Here is an 18,999-nt window from a genome sequence, read left to right as displayed (position 1 = left end):
AAACATATTTGATTACTGGTCAATAATCATTATTCCAGCTTGCCCAGCAGCTGCGAGAGGCGGTCGACCGTGCCCGGAATGCGCTCCAGCGTCGGGTAGCGCAGCGACCCGAAATACGCGATGCTGACCGCGTGCTCCGCGCCGTCCGCCGCGAAGGTCAATTCGATCGCCTGCCTGCTGGCGGCGGCCGAGCGGATCGCCTGCTTCAAGGCCTCATCGCTGTACGGTTGTCTGCCGACGGTCAGCAGCCTGGCGCCGATACTGATCCCCGCGCGAAACGCCGGGCCATCCCAGGCCACGCTTTTGACCGCGCCGCTGCGCCCCATGACGACGCCCAGCGACGTCGAGAGATCGGCGCCGCCCAGGTCCGCCTCATGCTGCACGAAGAACTCGCTCGGCTGGTCGGTGTAGGCCAGGCGGTAGCCGCCGCGTTTCAAGCCATCGAGCAAATGGGTATCGTCGCGCGTGTTCAGGCGGTCGGCGAGATAGCCGGCCCAGTTGTAGGACACGATGCGATTCAGGGTTTTGCAGACATCGTCGAAGGTGTAGGTCGATATGGTGCGGCTGTTCTGTCCCGCGCCAAAGAACACGGCGGCGAAATCCGCCAGGCTTTTCCTGTCCCCGCTCAGTTCGCGCAGCAGCATGTCCACGTCCAGCCACAGCATCACGCCTTCTGGATAGTAGTCTTCGCGCCGCTGCCAGTCGCGCCAGTTCACCGGCTTGCCCGGCATGTAGAGCGCGTCGATGGTGCTGTCCTGCAGCGATTTCCACTGACGCCCCTTGCGCTCGTTCATCAGCGAGGCGGTCTCCGCCAACGCATCCAGTCCCTGCTGCACCGTGCGCATGCCCAGGCGCGACGCCATGACGTCGGCCCAGAACTCGGTTTGTCCTTCGTAGACCCACAGCAGGCTGCCGCGCATCGGCAGGTTCAGGTTGGGCGACCACAGATCGGCCGGCTGGCGCGTGCGGCCGTTCCACGAGTGCGCGAACTCATGCACGATCAGGTTGGCCAGGAACATCTGCTCGCCGGGATTTTTCGCATAGCCGCCCGATACATTGATCTCGGTGGACTCCTGGTGCTCATAGCCGCCGCCGGACTGCATCACCTCCGACATCGACATCAGGAAATCGAAATGGCGATAGTGCTGGGAACGGAATAGCTGCGGCACCGCCACCACCATCTGCTTGAACCGGACCAGCCATTCCGGCGGCAGTTCCAGCGCCGCGTCGGAGTCGCCGAACAAATTCAGCCGCACCGGTATCGCCGGCGCCGAGGTCAGCTCGACGCGTTTGTAGTGCAGGCCGGCATAGACCGGGGCATCGGCCAGGTCTTCGAAATTGGCCTGCTTGAACGTGACGCGGTTGGCTGCCGCACGCTCCGTTTCCAGCGAGGTGGCGTACTGGAAATCCTTGGGCAGCGCCAGCTCGGCCTGGACCGCGATATTGCGGATGAACCAGCCGGCCGGATACAGCGCGACCTTGTGCCATGGCAGCGTCAACATATGCGGGGAGATCAGCTTGGGACCGGACAGGGCAGGCAGCAACTGGAATTCGATGTCCAACTGCTTGACGCCTGCCGGAACGTCGAGCCGGAAGGCAAACGGATTGACCGGATCGCGCTGCCAGTCCAACCGTCGCGCACCGGCCTTGATCACCAGGCCGGCCAGCGGCGCGGCTTCCTGGGTGGGCGAATGGCTGCCGGTTTCCCATTGCGGATACAGCAGCACCATCGCGCCCGGCTTTTGCACCGGGATGGTTTCCTGGACGCGGAATATCTTGTGGACGGTGTCGCTCGCATCGACCTTCAACTGGATCGCACCGCGAAACGGCCGGTCGCGCGGGGCTTCAATCCCGGCGGCGTCCGGCGCGGGCTGCGGGCCGACGCTGGCGTAGACGGGGGCCGCGATGCCGATGGCAGCCGATAAAGCAAGTAGCAGGCTTTTCATTTTTAGAGTGCAATAGAGATGGAAAGCTTTCACTTGCAAAATGCATGCCAATCGAAAAGGCGGAGGCCAGGGGCAGGCATGGGCGCTGCCCTGTCCGCCGCGCGCCCAGCGCTGTCCGCCGGACGTCCGCTGCCGGCATGGCGGTGTTATTCCACCTTGGTCAGTTCGACGCCATCGACCGTCATCTTCATTTTCCGGTCTTCCTGGTGCGGCGGCTTGCTCACCACGAAGGTGCTGCGGATGATGCCGACGCCGACGTCGAAGTTGTCGCCGTTGAAGCCCAGCATATCAACGCTGAGGTCGAGGTTCTTGCCGGGCTGGTTGCGTTTGTAGTGCAGCTTGCCGCTGGCGGCGATGTTGAGTTCCATGTCCTTGCCCTTCCAGTCGCCGATATAGGCGCGCTTGTCGGACGGGACGGGCTGCGGATCGGCCTGGGCGAACAGCGGCACGGCCAGCGCGCACAGCAGCGTAAGGGACTTGAACGAGGGTTTAAATAACATACGGATCCTTTTAGGCCAGGCTTAAGATAGCTAAAATAGCAATCCGATTGTACTGTAAGCCGATCATGAACTCAGAAAAACTGGCCCTGCTGCTCACGCGTGAAATGCCCTACGGTAAATACAAGGGCCGCGTCATCGCCGACCTGCCCGGCCACTACCTGGGCTGGTTCGCGCGCGAAGGTTTTCCCTCCGGCGAGCTGGGCGGCCTGATCGCGCTGATGTACGAACTCGATCACAACGACCTGCGCAGCCTGCTCGATCCGCTGCGCAAGGCCCGGTCTTAGCCTCAGCCCTGCTTGAGTTTCTCTGGCTTGGCGGCAAACACCAACGGGATGGCCAAGGGGCCGATCACAGCCACCAGCATCGCCCAGAGCGTGGTCGGCCGGACGTTGCGGCGCTTGGCAATGTAGAGGCACACAAAGCCCGAAAGCAGCCAGATCAAAGCGGGGACATATGTGCTCATGGTGAACTCCAGGGACGATTCGAACGGGACATTCTGCATCCTCGCATGAAAAAATGGCGAAAGCAATCGTGACATGCAGGCAATGAAAACAAGTGTATAAAGACATCATTGCATTTGTGAAGGAGAACGTCATGCCGATCCAACCGCACGGCTGCACTTGCTTCATCATCTCTTCCCGCATGCTGCGCCAGTTGGCCGATGAGGCCGAGCCCGCCGAACGCCATCGACTGCTGGACCAATGCGAAATGTCGGCTCACCTGCGCGGCCAGCGCTCGGTCGCGCCAACGCTGGCGGGCACCGCCGCTCCCGGCGAAAAACGCCGCACCGTCTACGACGCCAGGCACAAAGCCTCCCTGCCCGGCAAACTGATGCGCGGCGAAGGCAGCATGGCGGTGGCCGATGTCTCCGTCAACCAGGCCTACGACGGCGCCGGCACCACCTACGATTTCTTCCGCGAAGTCCTGAAGCGCAACTCCATCGACAACAAGGGCTTGCGCATCGACTCCACCGTCCATTACCAGACCCGCTTCAACAACGCCTTCTGGAACGGCCAGCAAATGGTCTACGGCGACGGCGACGGCAAGCTCTTCCTCGGCTTCACCCACGCCGTCGAAGTCATCGCGCACGAGCTGACCCACGGCGTCACCCAGCACGCCGTGCCCGGCGGCCTGGTCTACGAAAACCAGAGCGGCGCGCTGAACGAATCGATCTCCGACGTGTTCGGCAGCCTGGTCAAGCAGTGGAAGCTCAAGCAGAGCGCCGAGCAGGCGGACTGGCTGATCGGCTCGGGCATCCTGGCGGCCAGCGTCGGCAAGGCGCTGCGCTCGATGGCCGATCCCGGCAACAAGGAATTAACCTGGTCGGGCGACGAACAACCGAAAACCATGGCAGGATATGTGGACGGCGGCGACGTGCACACCAATTCAGGCATCCCCAACCATGCCTTCTATGCGGCGGCCATCGCGCTCAAGGGCAATGCCTGGGAGAAGGCCGGGCCCATCTGGTACAAGGCGCTCGGTCTGCTGACCTCGAACGCCACCTTCGCCGACATGGCCAAGGCGACGACGCAGGCGGCGGTGATGTTGTACGGCGCCGATTCGGCCGAGCAGCACGCCGTGCAGGCGGCATGGAAGATGGTTGGCGTTGTATGAAAGGATGGCCATGACACGCTTGATCTTGAAGTGCACCGGCGGCTTCACCGGACCGGCCGGCGCGCAGACGCGCACCGTCGAGCTGTCGCAACTGCCGCAGCCTCAGGCGCAGGAGTTGGAGCAGTTGCTGACGGCCAGCTGCTTCTTCACGCTGCCGGAAAAATTGACCAAGACCGCGCCGCAATCGTCTGACTTTCTGTACGACCTCAAGGTGGACGAAGGCCGGCAGGCACATTGCGTGCGCTACCATCTGGACGCCGCGCCAGCGCCACTCAAGGAGCTGACCAACAGGCTCAATGAAGTCGAGCCCGACTAGCCGATCTTCAATTCCGGATAGCCGGTGCGCGGGTCCAGCTCGCGTGTAAAACGCTGGCCGGGCAGCAGCGCCAGCAACAGCTCGGCCGTGGTGCGCACCGTGCAGCCGGCGCACACATGGCCGCCCAGCACCTTGCCCTGCGCGTCCGATACCGACATATGCAGATGCGCGCCATCGGCCGAGATCGAACCGGCCAGGGTCAGGATTTCCAGGTCGCCGCGCAGCGTGTCGGGGTGCGGCATGCCGGCGTAGCGCAGTTGTGCGCCGTCCAGGCTGCCGATGCCCTGCAATACGAAGCCGGCCTGATGGCCGCTGGCGGTCAGCGCCGCCACCACCGAGGCGCGCAAATCGTCGCCCGGATCGAGCCGCAGCGCCAGCGTCCGCATCAGGCCACCATGCGCGCGAATTCGCCGTCGTCGACCAGCTTCTGCAGGTCGGTGGCGCCGCCGATCAGCGTGCCTTTTACGAAAATCATCGGGAAGGTCGGCCAGCCGGCCCACATCTTCAGCGCCGTGCGCGGACGCCACTGGGACAGGTAGTTGCCGTAGCTCAGATAGGTGTAGGGCGTGCCGAGGCCGTCGAGGATTTTGCGGGCCTTGCGCGGGAAAGGATTCAAGCCCATGCCGACCACCACCACCTTGTTGGCGGCCACGGCGGCCTGCACTTCGGCCACCAGATCGCGGTGGTAGCCGCTGACGCGCTCGCGCACGGCCGGGTGGATATGGGCTTCGTCCAGGATGTTACGGCTCATCGTTGTTCCTCATGAATGTTAGATGAGCGTAAGAGTAGCCGCAAACCGGCGCGGCGGCATAGCCTTTTCCGCGCCGGCGGCGACCGGGTCAGAGCTCCAGCTTGGAGATCTTGGTACCTTCGAGGTTCAGGTTGGCCATCAGGCCGGCGTTGGTCAGCACCAGCGCCTGCACCGGATTGTTGGCGGTGTTGGTATCGATCTCGCCGTTGGCACCCACCTTCAGCAGCGCCACCGAGCCGTCGACGCCGGCGGTCCAGCCTTTGCTGTTGCGGAATTTATCCAGCGCTTCGCGCGTCATGAACAGCAGCACCACGGCCTTCGATTGCGCGCCGGCCTGGAAGCCGACCGACACCGAAGCGACGCTGTAGTAATCGACCGTCTGGCCGCCCGTGCGCAGCACGCCCTTGCCGTATTCGCCGCCCACCACCAGGCCCGCGGCCAGCACGCGCGGGAACACCAGCACGCCGGCCGACTTGCGCACCAGCTCGCGCGAACCTTTGACTTCGGAATACAGGCGCTCCAGCGTCGCGTAGGAGCCCTGCTCGATCTCGGTGCGGACGGCGGCCGAATCGGCCTTGCCGGCGGAGGTGGTCGTGGTGCAGCCGCCCAGCGTCAAGCCGGCGAACATCAGCGCTGCGGTGCTACGGACCAGGAAAGTACGTTTTTGCATGGAAGTCTCCGTAAGGGATCAGTGAGCGGAAGGTTGCCATGATGGCCATGGCCTCCCTATTCTGTCATCTTCCGGCGTTTCATGCTTTGTCCCATCCGTATCAAACGGGCCGTCCCTGCCCGAACAAAATGGCGCGCTCTTCGGCCGACATGCTGCGGTCCTTGCGGGCGTAGACGTTTTCGACGCCGACGTAGGCCTTGACCGTGGCCGGCCGCGCGCGCATCGCTTCGAACCAGCGCCGCAAGTCGGGAAAGTCGGCCAGCGTCTGCCCGTGCCCCTCGTGCGGCACGATCCACGGATAGCAGGCGATGTCGGCGATCGAGAATTCGCCGGCGATGAAGTCGCGGCCTCGCAGCTGCTTGTCCAGCACGCCGTACAGCCGGCTGACTTCGCGCGTGTAGCGGTCGATGGCGTAAGGCACCGTCTCCGGCGCGTAGATGTTGAAGTGGCCGATCTGCCCCGCCATCGGCCCCAGCCCGGCCACCTGCCAGGTCAGCCATTGCAGCGCCTCCAGCCGCGCGCGCGGATCGCGCGGCAGGCCGAAGCCGGTCTTGTCGGCCAGGTATTGCAGCATGGCGCCCGACTCGAACATGCTCAGCGGCCCGCCGCCGTCGGCCGGCGCGTGATCGACCAGCGCCGGGATCTTGTTGTTCGGAGAAATGCGCAGGTACTCCGGCGCAAACTGTTCGCCCTTGCCGATGTTCACGCGGATCAGGCGGTAGTCGATACAGGCCTCTTCCATGTACATGGTCATTTTCAAGCCGTTGGGCGTGGCGGCGTAGTAGAGATCTATCATGGTTTGATTGTGCACGGGGATGGCCCGCCGGCGGGATGCCAATCGCGGGATTTTTCAGGAGGCCATTCAGGCCGGGCGCTTCAGCGATGGCCAAAGGCCAGGCGCTTGCCTTCGCGCAGCATGCCCGCGAAGTCGGCCGCCGGGATCGGCTGGCTGAACAGATAGCCCTGCAGCTGGTCGCAGCCCAGCTCGCGCAGGAAGCTCATCTGCTCGGCCGTCTCCACGCCCTCGGCGACGATCTCCTGCCGCAGCTGCTGCGCCATGGTGACGATGGCGCGCGCGATGGCGCAATCGTTCTCCTCGTACGGCAGGCCGATGACGAAGGAACGGTCGATCTTCAGGGTGCTGATCGGGAACTTCTTCAGGTAGGCCAGGCTGGAGTAGCCGGTGCCGAAGTCGTCCAGCGCCAGCGCCATGCCCATCGCCACCAGCTCGTTCATGATGGCGATCACATTGTCGGTGCCGCGCACCAGCAGGCTCTCGGTGATCTCCAGGTTGATCTGGTCGGGCTGCACGCCGTGCCGCTCCAGCACCGCCGCGATGCGCTTGGGCAGCTGGCTGTCGAACTGCCGCGCCGACAGGTTGACGGCGATCGGCGGCATGATCAGGTTCGCGTCCTTCCACTCGCGCACCTGGCGGCAGGCTTCTTCCAGCACCCAGCTGCCGAGGTCGAGGATCAGGCCGGTCTCCTCCGCGACCGGAATGAACACGCCCGGCGACACCAGCCCGCGCACCGGATGGCGCCAGCGCAGCAGCGCCTCGGCGCCGACGATGCGGCCGCTGCGCAGGCTGACCTTGGGCTGGTAGTACAGCATCAGCTCGTTGTTGCTGAGCGCGCGCCGCAGCTCGCTTTCGATGCGCAGGTGCTCCTTGGCGCGCTGGTTCATTTCCTCGCTGTAGAACAGGAAGGCCGATTCGATATTCTGCGCCGCCTTGTTCATCGCCACGTCGGCGTAGCGTATCAGGGTCGGGACGTCGGTGCCGTCCTCGGTGTAGACGGTGATGCCGATGTGGCCGCCCACCTGCAGGCTGTGCGTGCCGATGACGATGGGCGCGGCCAATGCGGCCAGCAGCTTTTGCGCGACGATGGCGGCATGTTCGCGCTTTTCGATGTGCAGCAGCGCGACCGCGAACTTGTGGCCGTCCAGCCGCGCCAGCACGTCGGCCTCGCGCAGCGACAGCCGGAACAGCCGGCCGATCTCGCACAGCAGGCCGTTGCCGACCTCGTGGCCCAGCGTGTCGCTGATGGCGCCGATGCGGGTGATGTCGATCACCAGCAGCGCGCCGTGCTCCTGCGAGCGCTTGGTCTCGGTCAGCGCCTGGCCGACCAGCTGGTTCAGCAGGCACAGATTGGGCAGGCCGGTCAGCGAGTCGTAGTTGGCCATGCGCTGCATGCGCGCCTCGGCATCCTTGTGCACGCTGATGTCGGAGAACAGCGAGAAGGTATGGCTGATCTTGCCGTGCTCGTCGCGCACCACGCTGATGGTCACGGATTGCGGGAACAGCTCGCCGTTCTTGCGCTTGCCGATGATCTCGCCGCGCCACGGCCCCTCGCCCTGCATGGCCGAGCGCACCTTGGCGCGGAACTCGGCGTCGTGCACGCCGGAGCGCAGCAGGTCGGGCGTCTTGCCTATCGATTCTTCCGGCGTGTAGCCGGTGATGCGGGTGAACGAGGAATTGATCGAGACGATGCGTTCGTGCGCGTCGGTGATCAGCACGCCCTGGTCGCTGTCCTCGATGATGCGCGCGTGCAGGTTGATCTTGTCCGAGGCCGACAGCGCGGCATCGGCCATGTTCAGCTCGACCAGCATGCCGACCGGATCGCCGGCCTCGTCATGACGCAGCAGCAGGCGCAGCTTTACCCAGATCAGCTCGCCGTTCTTTTTGCGGCGGCGCACTTCGGTGCGGGCGTCGGTGGCGCCGCTGTCGGGCTCGAAGAACAATTCGGCGATATTGCCGTCGTCGTCGTTCTCGGCGTACAGGAACAGCACGTGCTGGCCCAGCGCCTCCTCGGGCGCGTAGCCGAACATGCGCTGCGCGCCGTCGCTCCAGCCGGTCAGATAGCCGGCCAGGTCCAGCTCCAGCTCGGCGTCGGCGGTCGGCGCCGTGTTCGGCTCGGCGATGCCGGAGCGCGTGGCCGCCAGCAGCGCGTCGAGCTCGGCCAGCGTCGCCGCCAGCGCCGTGCCCGACTCTTTGCGGGCTTGCCGGCTCAGCGCCAGGCAGCGCTCCAGCGCGTCACGCATGGGGAGCGCCCGCCTTGCCTACCGAGACACCCTGCATCCACAGGTAGGCCTCGGCCAGGATCTGGTTGAAGCCGGCGTTGTCGATCTGCAGCGCCTGCAAGCCCCGGGTCAGCGCGGCGAGGTCGTCATGCTCGGCCGCCTCGACCACGTCGAGCAGCTGGCCCAGCTCGCCCTCGCGCGCCAGCAGCGCCTGCTGCACCGAGACGCTGATGGACAGCGGCTTCAGCACCTCGGCCAGCGGCATGCCGAACAGCACGCCCAGCAGCGAGAACATGCCGGTCATGAAGGCTTGCTCCTGGTGCGGCTTGTCCTGGCCGGCGGCCTTGGACAGCAGCTCCATCGCCCGCGCCCGCACCGACACCCGCGCCAGCAGCATGGCCGAGCGCTGGTCGGCCTCGCGCGAGGAGAACAGCATCAGGTTGAGCCAGCGCCGCAGCTGCGAGCGACCGAGGATCAGGATGGCTTGCGAAAAACTGGTGACGCGGCGGCCGGTGCCCATGCCCAGCGAATTGACCAGCCGCAGCAGATGGTAGGACAGCGTCGGATCCTGGCGCAGCAGCGCTTCGATTTCATGGGTGTCGGCGTCGGCCGAGACCAGCTGCACCAGTTGCAGCGCCAGCGCGCGCGAAGCGGCCTGGCTGCCGACCGGCTTGGGCGGCGGCGCCAGGAACCAGTCGCCGGCTATCCAGGTCACAGTGGCCGGCAGGTCGGCGGCCAACGCGGTGTCGCTGTGGTGGAGCTTGTCGGCGGGCAGCGGCTTCCAGCCGGCCTCGTCAAGAATCTGGTGGACCGCCTCGGCCTGGCCGGCGCGGTAGTAGCAGCTCATGCTGCCCGACGCCAGCTCCTGCAGCATGCTGGTCTGCACCGCGCCGGCCTGCAGGCTGGCGGCGTCGAGCAGCAGCGCCGACGGCACGCCGTTGCGGTCGGCCAGAGGATGCAAAAACACGGGCGGCATGGCAGTCGTAGCGGTCATGGAATGTCCAGCGTATAACAGTCGGTGATCCCGCTATGGTACTCCGAAATTATTGGCGTCGGCCAACATTATGGTGCCGGGGCCGGCAATATCAAACGATGCGGCAGATGGCCGAGCAGCCGTTCGAACAGTCCGGGCTGTTTCATGCGGGCCAGCCACCATTGCAGCGCGGCGCCGTGCTCGCCGCTGCGCCAGGCCAGGTAGAAGGTTTCGGCCGGCTTCGGCTCCTCCACTTCCTTTTCCACCAGCAGGCCGGCGGCGATGGCGGCGCGCGCGCACGGCTCCGGCAGGAAGCCGAAGCCCATGCCGTCGAGCTGGTACTGGAACTTGGTTTTCATGTCGGGCACGGTCAGCGTGTCCTGCCCCAGCAGCAGGCCGACGGTGCGCGGCGCCAGCTTGCGGGCCGAATCGGCCACGCTGACGGCGCGGTGCTGCTGCAATTGCACGCGGTCGAGCTTGCCCTGCACCGAGGCCAGCGGGTGCGAAGGCGCCACCGCGAACACGAAGGGGATCTTACCGATCGGCAGCGAGACATAGCCGCCGCCGGCCGGGCCGTCGCCGGCCACGCCCACCAGCAGGTCGGCGCGGCGGTCCAGCAGCGCTTCCCAGGTGCCGGACAGCGCCTCCTGCACGATGCGCAGCCGGGTCTGCTGGGCGACCTGGTAGAAGGCCTTGATATCGTCAATGAACAGGCTGGCCGAGAACATGCTGTCCATGCCGACCGCCAGTTCCGTCTCCCAGCCGGAGGCCACGCGGCGCACCCGGTGCTCCAGGTCTTGCGCGGCCTTGAGCAGGTAGCGCCCCTCCTTGAGCAGCTCGACGCCGGCCGCCGTCAGCTCCACGCGCGGGCCGTTGCGCTCGAACACTTGCACACCGAGATCGTCCTCCAGCTTGCCGACGGTGTAGGAAATGGTCGACGGCACGCGGTGCAGCTCCTTGCCGGCGGCGGAGAACGATCCGCGACGGTCGATGGCGTCGACGATTTGCAGGGCTTCCAGGCTGAGTCTGAGCATTCGATTTTTTCGATAGTAGTGAGGTAAATTTTCCGTTTTTTTATTCCAAAACACAGGCGTACACTGTGGTTCATGGATGCGAAATTATCGCACATTAATTAAAAAGAAACGGAGCCCTACCATGTTGCAAATTCGTAAAAGTGAAGAACGCGGCGTCGCCAACCACGGCTGGCTGCAGTCGCGCCATACCTTCTCGTTCGGCAGCTACCACGATCCTGAACATGTCGGCTTCGGCCCGCTGCTGGTCATCAATGAAGACCAGGTAGCGGCCGGCCAGGGTTTCGGCACCCATGGCCACCGCGACATGGAAATCATTTCCTACGTGCTGGACGGCGCGCTGGCCCACAAGGACAGCATGGGCACCGGTTCGGTGCTGCACTACGGCGACGTCCAGCGCATGAGCGCCGGCAACGGCGTGCGCCACAGCGAGTTTAACCACTCGCAGGACGAGCGGGTGCATTTCCTGCAGATCTGGATCCAGCCCAACCAGACCGGTATTCCACCGAGCTACGAGGAAAAGCACTTCACGCCGGAAAGCAAACAGGGCCAGCTGCGCCTGATCGCCTCCAGCGACGGCCGCGAAGGATCGGTGCTGATCCACCAGGATGCGGCGATCTACGCCACCATCATGGCGGCCGGCGACAGCCTGCAGCACACGCTGAGCGGCGGGCGCAAGGCTTACGTGCACGTGATCCGGGGCGAGGTGACGGTCAACGGCACGGCGCTCAAAGGCGGCGACGCGCTGAAAATCAGCGGTGAAACGCTGGTGTCGCTGCAGGATGCCAAGGACGCGGAAGTGCTGGTGTTCGACCTCCCTGCCTGAGGCTAGAGGCCGGCCTAAAAAAACTTTCCGCCAGTTTTGGTATCATGAAGGGCACGCCGGGTCTGTTTGAACAGCCCGGCGTGCCTTTTTCACCTTGAATATCACTAATTGAAGAGCATAGCTATGTCGCAGAGCGCAGCAACCCCGGCAACCGATGAACTGGATTACACGACCTCGTGCGCCCTGCCGACCCCCTGGGCCCAGTTCACGCTGCACGCCTTTGTCGAAAAAGCCACCGGCAAGGAACACCTGGCCATGGTGCTGGGCGATATCGGCGACGGCGAACCGGTGCTGGCGCGCGTCCATTCCGAATGCCTGACCGGCGACGTGCTGTTCTCGCAGCGCTGCGACTGCGGCGCCCAGCTCGAAGGCGCGCTGAAGAAGATCGCCGCCGAAGGCCGCGGCGTGCTGCTGTACCTGCGCCAGGAAGGCCGTGGAATCGGCCTGATCAACAAGATCCGCGCCTACCGCCTGCAGGAGGCCGGCGCCGACACGGTGCAGGCCAACGAACAGCTGGGCTTCAAGCCGGATCAGCGCACCTACGGCCTGGTCCAGCCGATGCTGGCGCAATTCGGCGTCAAAAGCCTGCGCCTGATGACCAATAATCCGCGTAAGATCGATGCCATGACCAAACTGGGCATCGAGGTGGCCGAGCGCGTTCCGCTGCTGGTCAACCGCAATGCCTTCAACCAGCACTACCTGAATACCAAGGCCGCCAAGCTGGGCCACATGATGACGCCGCTGACCCCGGCCCCGGTGGAGGATGGCGCATTGTAAGAGGTTGATTTTTAAGGACTGCATGAAATTTAAAGAGCTTGCCGCTACCTTCGCCCTGACCTGGGCCAGCGCCGGCGCGCTGGCGGCGCCCGCCGACCATCCGCCGGCCGCACCCGCGCAACTGGCTGCGGCGGCGCAATCCTCCGCCAAGGCTTCGGCGCCCGCCGCCGACAACGCCGACGCCGCCCCGCTGCCGCCGCCCTCCAGCGCGGCCCAGCATCTCTACGGTTCCGCCAAAAACGATATCCTGCAGGTGCGCTCGCTGCTCAAGAGCGGCCGCACGCAATCGTCGGTCGGCTCCGGCTTCCTCATCGGCACCAGCAACCTGGTGGTGACGAATTACCACGTGGTCTCGCAGTTCGCGCTCGATCCCGACACCTATGTCGGCGAATGGGTGGACACCAGCGGCCAGCGCGGCAACGTCGAGCTGCTGGCGGTGGACGTGCTGCACGACCTGGCCGTGCTGCGCGTCAGCCGCAACGGCACCGGCTTCTTCAAGATCCCCGATCAGCTGGCCAAGCTGACGCAGGGCCAGTACCTGTACTCGCTGGGCAATCCGCTGGACCTGGGCTTCGCCATTTCCGAAGGCGCCTACAACGGCGTGATCGCGCGCAGCTTCTACGACCAGCTGATGTTCACCGGCCCGATCAACTCCGGCATGAGCGGCGGTCCCAGCGTGACGGTCGATGGCGCGGTGGCCGGCGTCAACGTCTCCAAGCGCCTCGATGGCGAGCTGGTCAGCTTCCTGGTGCCGGCCCGCTTTGCGCAGGACTTGCTCAAGCGCGTGGAACAGCAAAAGAAAACCCCGACCGACTTCACCGCCATCGTCGCCGCCCAGCTGCTGAACCACCAGCGCGCCATGGTCGACCAGCTGCTGGCCAGCCCGCTGAGCCTCAAGCCCATGGGCCCCTACCAGGTGCCGGTGCGCGAGTCCGAACAGATGCGCTGCTGGGGGCGCTCCAACGTCAAGGCCGACAAGCCGTTCACGGTGGACGACGCCAGCTGCGCGATGGAATCGGCGATCTTCATCAGCGGCTCGCTGCAAACGGGCCAGCTCAGCATCCGCCACCAGTTCCTGCGCGGCACCGGGCTGGACAAGCTGCGCTTCGCGCAACTGGCCAGCGCCTCGTTCAAGAACGAGCACTTCGGCACCAACAAGGACACCCGCCTGACCGGCCCGCAATGCACCGAGGACTTCGTCAAGAACAAGGACCTGCCGCTACGCGCCGTGCTGTGCGTGCGGGCCTACCGCAAGTTCGCCGGCCTGTACGACTTCGCGCTGCTGACCGCGACCACCGACCAGGGCTTGATGAGCCTGCAAAGCCGGCTCGATGCGCGCGGCGTCTCGTATGAAAACGGCCTGCGCCTGTCGCGCGTGTTCATCGATTCGCTGGGCCTGACGCCGGTGGCGAAGAAGCCCGCCGTGGCAAGCAAGGGACGCGCGCAATGAAAGCCCCCTACTTCATCGAAATCCTGGCCCGCAACGGCGACGTGCTGCACCGGCACAAGGTGGACGCGTTGCCGATCCGCCTGGGCCGCAGCTACGACAACGACGTCATCCTCGACGACGCCCACAGCGCCGCCGCCCACGCCATCGTTGACGCCAACGAGCAGGGCGAGCTGGTGCTGCGCGACCTGGGCAGCCAGAACGGCACCTACCTGAAGGGCAAGCGCCAGACCAGCGTGGTGCTGGGCGGCGACACCATGGTGCGCCTGGGCCACACGCGACTGCGCGTGCGCGCGGCCGACTTCCCGGTGGCCGCCGAAATCGCGGACACCACCATGCATGGATGGGAAGGCACGGTGCCGGCCGCCATCGGCCTGGCGCTGATCGCCATCTTCACCTGTTTGGAGACCTGGCTGTCCGACGTCGAACCGTTCGCGCTGATACGCTACCTGCTGGTGCTGGCGTCCAGCCTGGCCGCCGGTTTGCTGTGGAGCGGCTTGTGGGCGCTGGCCAACCGCCTGTTCGGCAGCCATGCGCGGCTGGGGCGGCACCTGTTCATCCTCGGCAGCGGCCTGGCGACCGTGGGATTGTGGAAGATCGGCAGCGCGGCGCTGGCCTACGCATGGTCGGCCGAGACCTTCACGCGCTACGGCAACCTGGTGACGCTGGCGATCGCCTGCGGCATGTTGTTCTTCCACCTGATCACGATCAAGCCGCACCATCCGCGACGCTTCGCGGTCAGCTGCTGGGTGATGCTGGTGGCTGGGGCCGGACTGATGCTGATGACCAACCTGCAAGGCACAGGGCGGGCGGCGGACGAGCTCTACATGTCCGTGCTGCTGCCGCCGGAAGTGCGGCACAGCGCAGACCGCAGCGTCGACCAGTTCATGGCCGATGCCGCCAAACTGAAAACCGGCGCCGACGCAGCCCGCGCCCACGCCATCAAGGACGGCACGCCGGAAACCGAGGACGACGACGGCGCCGAATAAATCCACCCCGCACAACGAAAAAGGGGTCTGACCCGACGGGTCAGACCCCTGCTTTAGCTTTGGGGGTAGGCAGCGAATTACTTCGCCATCTTGCGGCGGCGGGCAATGGCGCCTACCAGGCCCAGGCCGGCCAGCATCATGGCGTAGGTTTCCGGCTCAGGTACGGCGGCGGTCAGGGACACATTGTCCAGCACGGCGCCCGAGTAGCCATCGCCACCCACGCTGCTGAAGACGATGCCTTGCGCACCGTCAGCCAGGCTGACGTTGAAGGTATAGTTGGTGATGGTGCTGGTGCCTTCGAACAGGTAGTGGTTGCCGCCGACGAATACATCCATGCCCGCGCCATGCGCGTAAGGATTGCGGCTCAAGTCGAACGACAGCGTGTACATGCCCGCATCGGCAAAGAAGTTTTGCGACAACACACCCGGACCAGGCGTACCCAGCATGTCGATACTGTTGCCCGACACCGAACCATAGCTGTTGTTGATCACGTCGACCGAAACGCCATCGACATTCCAGTTTGCAATCGCATTCGAACCCGCGCCCACCATGACGTAGTTGTATGCATTCACGCCGGCGACGTTTTCGAAATCGCCGTTCTGGATCAGGTCGACAGCCGATGCGGCGCCCGAAGCGGTCAGTGCGGTAACAGCTGCTGCCAGTAACAGTTTAGACATTTTCATGATGTGACTTTCAAAAAAGATAGAACGGCGATCGAATGAAGCCATTCTACCGAAGAATTTCAAAAGCACAACTAAAATTTCATTTTGTTACTGAATATATTTTTAAAGCAACATTTCTGCGAGATCAAGAAGGCCAGCCGCGCAGCACCTGGTCCACCACTTCCTGCAGCTGTTTGCGGGTGGCGCCGGCCGCCGCCTGCACCGCCATGCCATTGGAGACCGTCATCACAAAGCGCGCCATCTGGCCCGAGCAGCTGTCGGCCGGCAGGTCGCCGTCGGCCTTGGCCTGCTCCAGCCGCGCGCGCAATTTGGCCTCGCTGGCGGCGCGGCGCTCGATCAGCGAGTCGCGGATCGGCAACGCATCGTCGCTGCATGCCAGCGCGCCATTGATCACCAGGCAGCCATGCGGATTCTCGGTTTCTGTCTGGGCGTCGGCATTGCCGCGCAAGAAATGCTCGACCACGGCGCGCGCCGTCGGCTGCGCCAGCGCCGCGTTGAACAGCGGATCGTGAGTCGCGCTGTAACGCTCCAGCGCCATGCGGAACAGGTTTTCCTTGTTGCCGAATACGGCATACAAGCTGGGCCGGTTCATGCCCATCGCTTCGGTCAGCTCAGGCAAAGAGCTGCCTTCGTAGCCCTTTTCCCAAAACACCTTCATGGCCTTATCCAGGGCCGTTTCCGCGTCAAAAGTGCGCGGGCGGCCCGACTTGCGTGCGGCTGCGGAATTATCTTTCATACCGTTCGGTTAAAAATTCATTGACAAAGTTCCTTGCGAAGATCATTATGAACCGATCAGTAAAAAACTCAAGTATTTTTACAGTCGATAGGAATAATCTCAAATGAAAAACAACACCAGCGCCCAAGCCGTCCTCCGCGACGACGCGCCCCTCCCCATTTCAAGCTCCCCCACCCGCGCCGCCTGGCTGGCCGTGCTGTCGGTCGCCGTCGGCTCCTTCGCGCTGGTGACGACGGAATTCCTGCCGGTCGGCCTGCTGCCGTCCATCGCCGCAGAGCTGGGCGTCACCGAAGGCGTCGCCGGCATGATGGTGACGGTGCCCGGCCTGGTGGCCGCATTCGCCGCCATCCTCGTGACCATAGGCGTCGGCAAGACCGACCGCCGCTACGTGATCTGGGGCCTGACCGCCACGCTGATCGCCTCCAACCTGATCGTCGCGCTGTCGCACTCCTATGCCCTGGTGCTGCTCGGGCGCGCGCTGTTGGGCATAGGTGTCGGCGGCTTCTGGGCCATCGGCGGCGCGCTGGGCAACCGGCTGGTGCCGGAGGCGTCGGCCGCGCGCGCCACCTCCATCATCTTCGCCGGCATCTCGCTGGGCACCGTCGCCGGCGTGCCGGCCGGTGCGATGATCGGTGAACTGGTGGGCTGGCGCATGGCCTTCTTCGCTGCGACGGCGGTCTCGCTGCTGGTGCTGGCGGCGCAAATGTGGCTGCTGCCGCGCCTGCCGACCACCACGTCCCTGACCTTCGGCCAGTTGCCTGCGCTGCTGCGCGTGCAGAAGGCGCGGCTGGGCATGCTGGCCACGCTGCTGATCTTCATCGGCCAGTTCGCTGCCTACACTTATGTGACGCCGTTCCTGAGCCAGGTCGCAGGCTTGAGCGCCAAGAGCATCAGCGTGCTGCTGCTGATTTATGGCGCGGCTGGTTTCGTCGGCAATCTGATCGGCGGCTGGGCCGTGGCGAAGAGCGTGAAAAATTCGCTGATCGCCACCGGCGTCGTCATGGGCTTGTCGGCTGCGGCGATGCCGCTGTTCGGCGCCAGCGCTGCCGGTGCAACGGTGTTGATCGTGATCTGGGGCCTGGCCTTCGGCATGATGCCGATCTCGGTGCAGACCTGGATGTTCAAGGCAGCGCCGGATGCGATGGAAAGCGGCGGTGCGGTATTCGTCGCCACCGCGCAGATCTCGCTGGCCAGCGGCGCCTTGGTAGGCGGCGTATCAGTCGATCATCTGGGTGTGGCGAGTGCGATGGTGGTCGGCGGCGTGTTCGCGCTGGCGATGGCAGCCGTCATCGCTGCATGGGCCAAGGACGACGGCAAGCCTTTGGGCAAGCTGCACGCCGTGCACTGATTAAATCCGTCCGCGTTTGAAGGCAGCCAGGAAGGTCTCGGTCTCACTGGCTGACAGCACCTTGATTTCATCGCCGTGCCAGGCGTACAGATACTGCGTGCCGCCCATGCGGTCGGTCAGCTTGGCGTCCAGCAGGAAGCAGGTGCCCAGCGGGTAAAGCTCGACGTCGCTCATGCGGCGCGAGCACTGCACATGCAGCGCGGGCGAGAACGCCTGCCCCGGCACGGGATGGATCTCCACCTTGCCCTCAGGCGCCACCGAGTGCACCGCCACCTGCCGATAAGCGTAGATATCACGCGCCATTGTTCATCCCCTGCGTCAAAAGCGCCATGGTAGCAGATCGCCTATGGCGCCGCCCTACCCCACCAGCGCAGCGACGAAGTCCAGGAAGGCCAGCGTCTTCGCCGGCGGATGGTAGCGCGATGGGTAGTAGGCGTACAACGGAAAGCGCTCGTCCGGCCATGCCGTCAGCACCGGCACGACGGCGCCGGAGCGCAGCAGCGGTTCGACCGCCAGATCGATCACCTGCGCCAGGCCGTAGCCCGCCAGCAGTACGCTCTCCATCGTGCCGGCGTCGTTCAGCGTCAGCTGGCTGCGCGGGTTGACGATGGTGGTCTTGCCGCCGCGATGGAACTCCCACTCGTAAGGCCTGCCCGTCGCCGGGTTGCGGAAGTGGATGCAGGTATGCTCCGGGCTTTCGAGGTCCGATGGTTTCCTCGGCACGCCATGGCGGCGCAGGTAGGCCGGCGTGGCGACCGTCAGCACCCGGGTGTCCATCAGTTTGCGGGCGATCAGCGACGACGACTGTGGATGGCCGAAGCGTATCGCCAGATCGAAGCCGTCACCGACCATGTCGCCCAGCTGGTCGCGCGCCACCACATCCAGATCCAGATCCGGATAGCGTTTCAGGAAGGCGCCCAGCTTGGGGCCCAGCATCAGCCGCGCCAGCAGCGGCTCGACGTTGACGCGCAGCCGTCCGCGCACCGCCACCGCGCCTTCGCCCGCCGAGGCAACCGCTTCTTCCAGTCCCGCCAGCAGTGAGCCGATTTGCGCGTAGAAACGGCGTCCCTCGTCCGTCAGAGAGACTTTGCGCGTGGTGCGGTCGAACAGCCGGATATTGAGCCGGGCCTCCAGCTTGGCGATGGCGCGGCTGACGCCGGACTGCGACATCTCCAACGCCTCGCCCGCGCGCACGAAACTGCCGGCATCGACGATCGCCGCCAGCACGCGCATGCCGTTCACTACCCGTTCGTCAAAACCCATATATGCCAATTGGTCATGAATGATATGAGTCGCATGCTATCGGAGTATCGGTGATTTTGCATCAGAATTCTTGCATGCGGACTTTCCGCCCAATTCAAGGAGAACACGATG

General features: G+C 64.7%; 22 protein-coding genes. 8 read left to right on the top strand and 14 right to left on the bottom strand.

What is annotated here, in order from left to right:
• Positions 1 to 29: 29 nt before the first annotated feature.
• A complete protein-coding gene (locus DUGA2_RS09200) occupies positions 30 to 1,946 on the bottom strand; it encodes a M61 family metallopeptidase (protein WP_070268944.1) in 1,917 nt (638 codons plus the stop codon).
• A gap of 146 nt (positions 1,947 to 2,092) precedes the next feature.
• Entirely contained in the window at positions 2,093 to 2,446 is a 354-nt protein-coding gene (locus DUGA2_RS09195; RefSeq protein ID WP_070268942.1) for a hypothetical protein, read from the bottom strand.
• Between the two features lie 65 nt (positions 2,447 to 2,511).
• Between DUGA2_RS09195 and DUGA2_RS09190 the strand changes: the two genes are divergently transcribed.
• A complete protein-coding gene (locus tag DUGA2_RS09190) occupies positions 2,512 to 2,730 on the top strand; it encodes a DUF3820 family protein (protein WP_070268940.1) in 219 nt (72 codons plus the stop codon).
• 2 nt (positions 2,731 to 2,732) lie between these two features.
• On the opposite strand, the gene DUGA2_RS33990 is transcribed toward DUGA2_RS09190, so the two are convergent.
• Positions 2,733 to 2,909, bottom strand: a complete 177-nt coding sequence (locus tag DUGA2_RS33990) for a hypothetical protein (RefSeq protein WP_168167773.1) — start codon at positions 2,907 to 2,909, stop codon at positions 2,733 to 2,735.
• Between the two features lie 131 nt (positions 2,910 to 3,040).
• Here DUGA2_RS33990 and DUGA2_RS09180 point away from each other — a divergent pair, with 131 nt between their 5' ends.
• The gene (locus tag DUGA2_RS09180) at positions 3,041 to 4,060 is read left to right on the top strand and encodes a M4 family metallopeptidase (RefSeq protein WP_070269093.1); all 1,020 of its coding nucleotides are present in this window, start codon (positions 3,041 to 3,043) and stop codon (positions 4,058 to 4,060) included.
• A 10-nt stretch (positions 4,061 to 4,070) separates the two neighbouring features.
• Positions 4,071 to 4,376 carry a protealysin inhibitor emfourin gene (locus DUGA2_RS09175; protein ID WP_070269092.1) on the top strand — a complete coding sequence of 102 codons (306 nt, stop codon included), beginning with the start codon at positions 4,071 to 4,073 and terminating at the stop codon, positions 4,374 to 4,376.
• Here the strand turns inward: DUGA2_RS09175 and DUGA2_RS09170 are convergent.
• The 7 genes from DUGA2_RS09170 to DUGA2_RS09140 form a co-directional block, all read right to left on the bottom strand.
• Positions 4,373 to 4,762, bottom strand: a complete 390-nt coding sequence (locus tag DUGA2_RS09170; protein WP_070268937.1) for a PPC domain-containing DNA-binding protein — start codon at positions 4,760 to 4,762, stop codon at positions 4,373 to 4,375. The genes DUGA2_RS09175 and DUGA2_RS09170 overlap by 4 nt on opposite strands.
• Positions 4,762 to 5,127 carry a glutaredoxin gene (locus tag DUGA2_RS09165; protein ID WP_070268935.1) on the bottom strand — a complete coding sequence of 122 codons (366 nt, stop codon included), beginning with the start codon at positions 5,125 to 5,127 and terminating at the stop codon, positions 4,762 to 4,764. The genes DUGA2_RS09170 and DUGA2_RS09165 overlap by 1 nt, the downstream gene beginning before the upstream one ends.
• A gap of 88 nt (positions 5,128 to 5,215) precedes the next feature.
• A complete protein-coding gene (locus DUGA2_RS09160; protein ID WP_070268934.1) occupies positions 5,216 to 5,797 on the bottom strand; it encodes a YSC84-related protein in 582 nt (193 codons plus the stop codon).
• 100 nt (positions 5,798 to 5,897) lie between these two features.
• Positions 5,898 to 6,593: a glutathione binding-like protein gene (locus DUGA2_RS09155; RefSeq protein ID WP_070268932.1), complete on the bottom strand. Its 696-nt coding sequence runs from the start codon at positions 6,591 to 6,593 to the stop codon at positions 5,898 to 5,900.
• An 80-nt stretch (positions 6,594 to 6,673) separates the two neighbouring features.
• Complete coding sequence (locus DUGA2_RS09150) at positions 6,674 to 8,836, bottom strand: bifunctional diguanylate cyclase/phosphodiesterase (protein ID WP_070268931.1); 2,163 nt, start codon at positions 8,834 to 8,836, stop codon at positions 6,674 to 6,676.
• Positions 8,829 to 9,809: an EAL and HDOD domain-containing protein gene (locus DUGA2_RS09145; RefSeq protein ID WP_083296263.1), complete on the bottom strand. Its 981-nt coding sequence runs from the start codon at positions 9,807 to 9,809 to the stop codon at positions 8,829 to 8,831. Before DUGA2_RS09145 ends, DUGA2_RS09150 begins: the two co-directional genes overlap by 8 nt.
• A gap of 68 nt (positions 9,810 to 9,877) precedes the next feature.
• Entirely contained in the window at positions 9,878 to 10,822 is a 945-nt protein-coding gene (locus DUGA2_RS09140) for a LysR substrate-binding domain-containing protein (protein WP_070268928.1), read from the bottom strand.
• A 121-nt stretch (positions 10,823 to 10,943) separates the two neighbouring features.
• Between DUGA2_RS09140 and DUGA2_RS09135 the strand changes: the two genes are divergently transcribed.
• The 4 genes from DUGA2_RS09135 (at position 10,944) to DUGA2_RS09120 (ending at position 14,858) form a co-directional block, all read left to right on the top strand.
• Positions 10,944 to 11,645 carry a pirin family protein gene (locus DUGA2_RS09135; RefSeq protein WP_070268927.1) on the top strand — a complete coding sequence of 234 codons (702 nt, stop codon included), beginning with the start codon at positions 10,944 to 10,946 and terminating at the stop codon, positions 11,643 to 11,645.
• Between the two features lie 123 nt (positions 11,646 to 11,768).
• Entirely contained in the window at positions 11,769 to 12,422 is a 654-nt protein-coding gene (ribA, locus tag DUGA2_RS09130; RefSeq protein WP_070268926.1) for a GTP cyclohydrolase II, read from the top strand.
• Positions 12,423 to 12,444: 22 nt separating this feature from the next.
• Positions 12,445 to 13,872, top strand: a complete 1,428-nt coding sequence (locus DUGA2_RS09125) for a serine protease (RefSeq protein WP_070268924.1) — start codon at positions 12,445 to 12,447, stop codon at positions 13,870 to 13,872.
• The gene (locus DUGA2_RS09120; protein WP_070268922.1) at positions 13,869 to 14,858 is read left to right on the top strand and encodes an FHA domain-containing protein; all 990 of its coding nucleotides are present in this window, start codon (positions 13,869 to 13,871) and stop codon (positions 14,856 to 14,858) included. The genes DUGA2_RS09125 and DUGA2_RS09120 overlap by 4 nt, the downstream gene beginning before the upstream one ends.
• A gap of 77 nt (positions 14,859 to 14,935) precedes the next feature.
• On the opposite strand, the gene DUGA2_RS09115 is transcribed toward DUGA2_RS09120, so the two are convergent.
• A complete protein-coding gene (locus tag DUGA2_RS09115; RefSeq protein WP_070268921.1) occupies positions 14,936 to 15,541 on the bottom strand; it encodes an FxDxF family PEP-CTERM protein in 606 nt (201 codons plus the stop codon).
• A gap of 124 nt (positions 15,542 to 15,665) precedes the next feature.
• Positions 15,666 to 16,277, bottom strand: a complete 612-nt coding sequence (locus tag DUGA2_RS09110; RefSeq protein ID WP_070268920.1) for a TetR/AcrR family transcriptional regulator — start codon at positions 16,275 to 16,277, stop codon at positions 15,666 to 15,668.
• A 103-nt stretch (positions 16,278 to 16,380) separates the two neighbouring features.
• On the opposite strand from DUGA2_RS09110, the gene DUGA2_RS09105 reads away from it, so the two are divergent.
• Positions 16,381 to 17,625 carry an MFS transporter gene (locus tag DUGA2_RS09105; protein ID WP_070268919.1) on the top strand — a complete coding sequence of 415 codons (1,245 nt, stop codon included), beginning with the start codon at positions 16,381 to 16,383 and terminating at the stop codon, positions 17,623 to 17,625.
• Here DUGA2_RS09105 and DUGA2_RS09100 read toward each other — a convergent pair whose 3' ends face one another.
• Positions 17,626 to 17,928, bottom strand: coding sequence for a hypothetical protein (locus DUGA2_RS09100; RefSeq protein WP_070268917.1), 303 nt, complete (start codon positions 17,926 to 17,928; stop codon positions 17,626 to 17,628). It lies immediately after the preceding gene.
• Positions 17,929 to 17,982: 54 nt separating this feature from the next.
• Positions 17,983 to 18,888 (bottom strand): LysR family transcriptional regulator, encoded by a 906-nt coding sequence (locus DUGA2_RS09095; protein ID WP_070268916.1) that lies wholly within the window; start codon positions 18,886 to 18,888, stop codon positions 17,983 to 17,985.
• Positions 18,889 to 18,999: the final 111 nt, after the last annotated feature.

Origin of the sequence: Duganella sp. HH101 (genome assembly GCF_001758795.1) — a bacterium.
Classification (GTDB): domain Bacteria; phylum Pseudomonadota; class Gammaproteobacteria; order Burkholderiales; family Burkholderiaceae_D; genus Rugamonas; species Rugamonas rivuli.
This window is presented reverse-complemented; position numbering and strand designations above follow the sequence as displayed.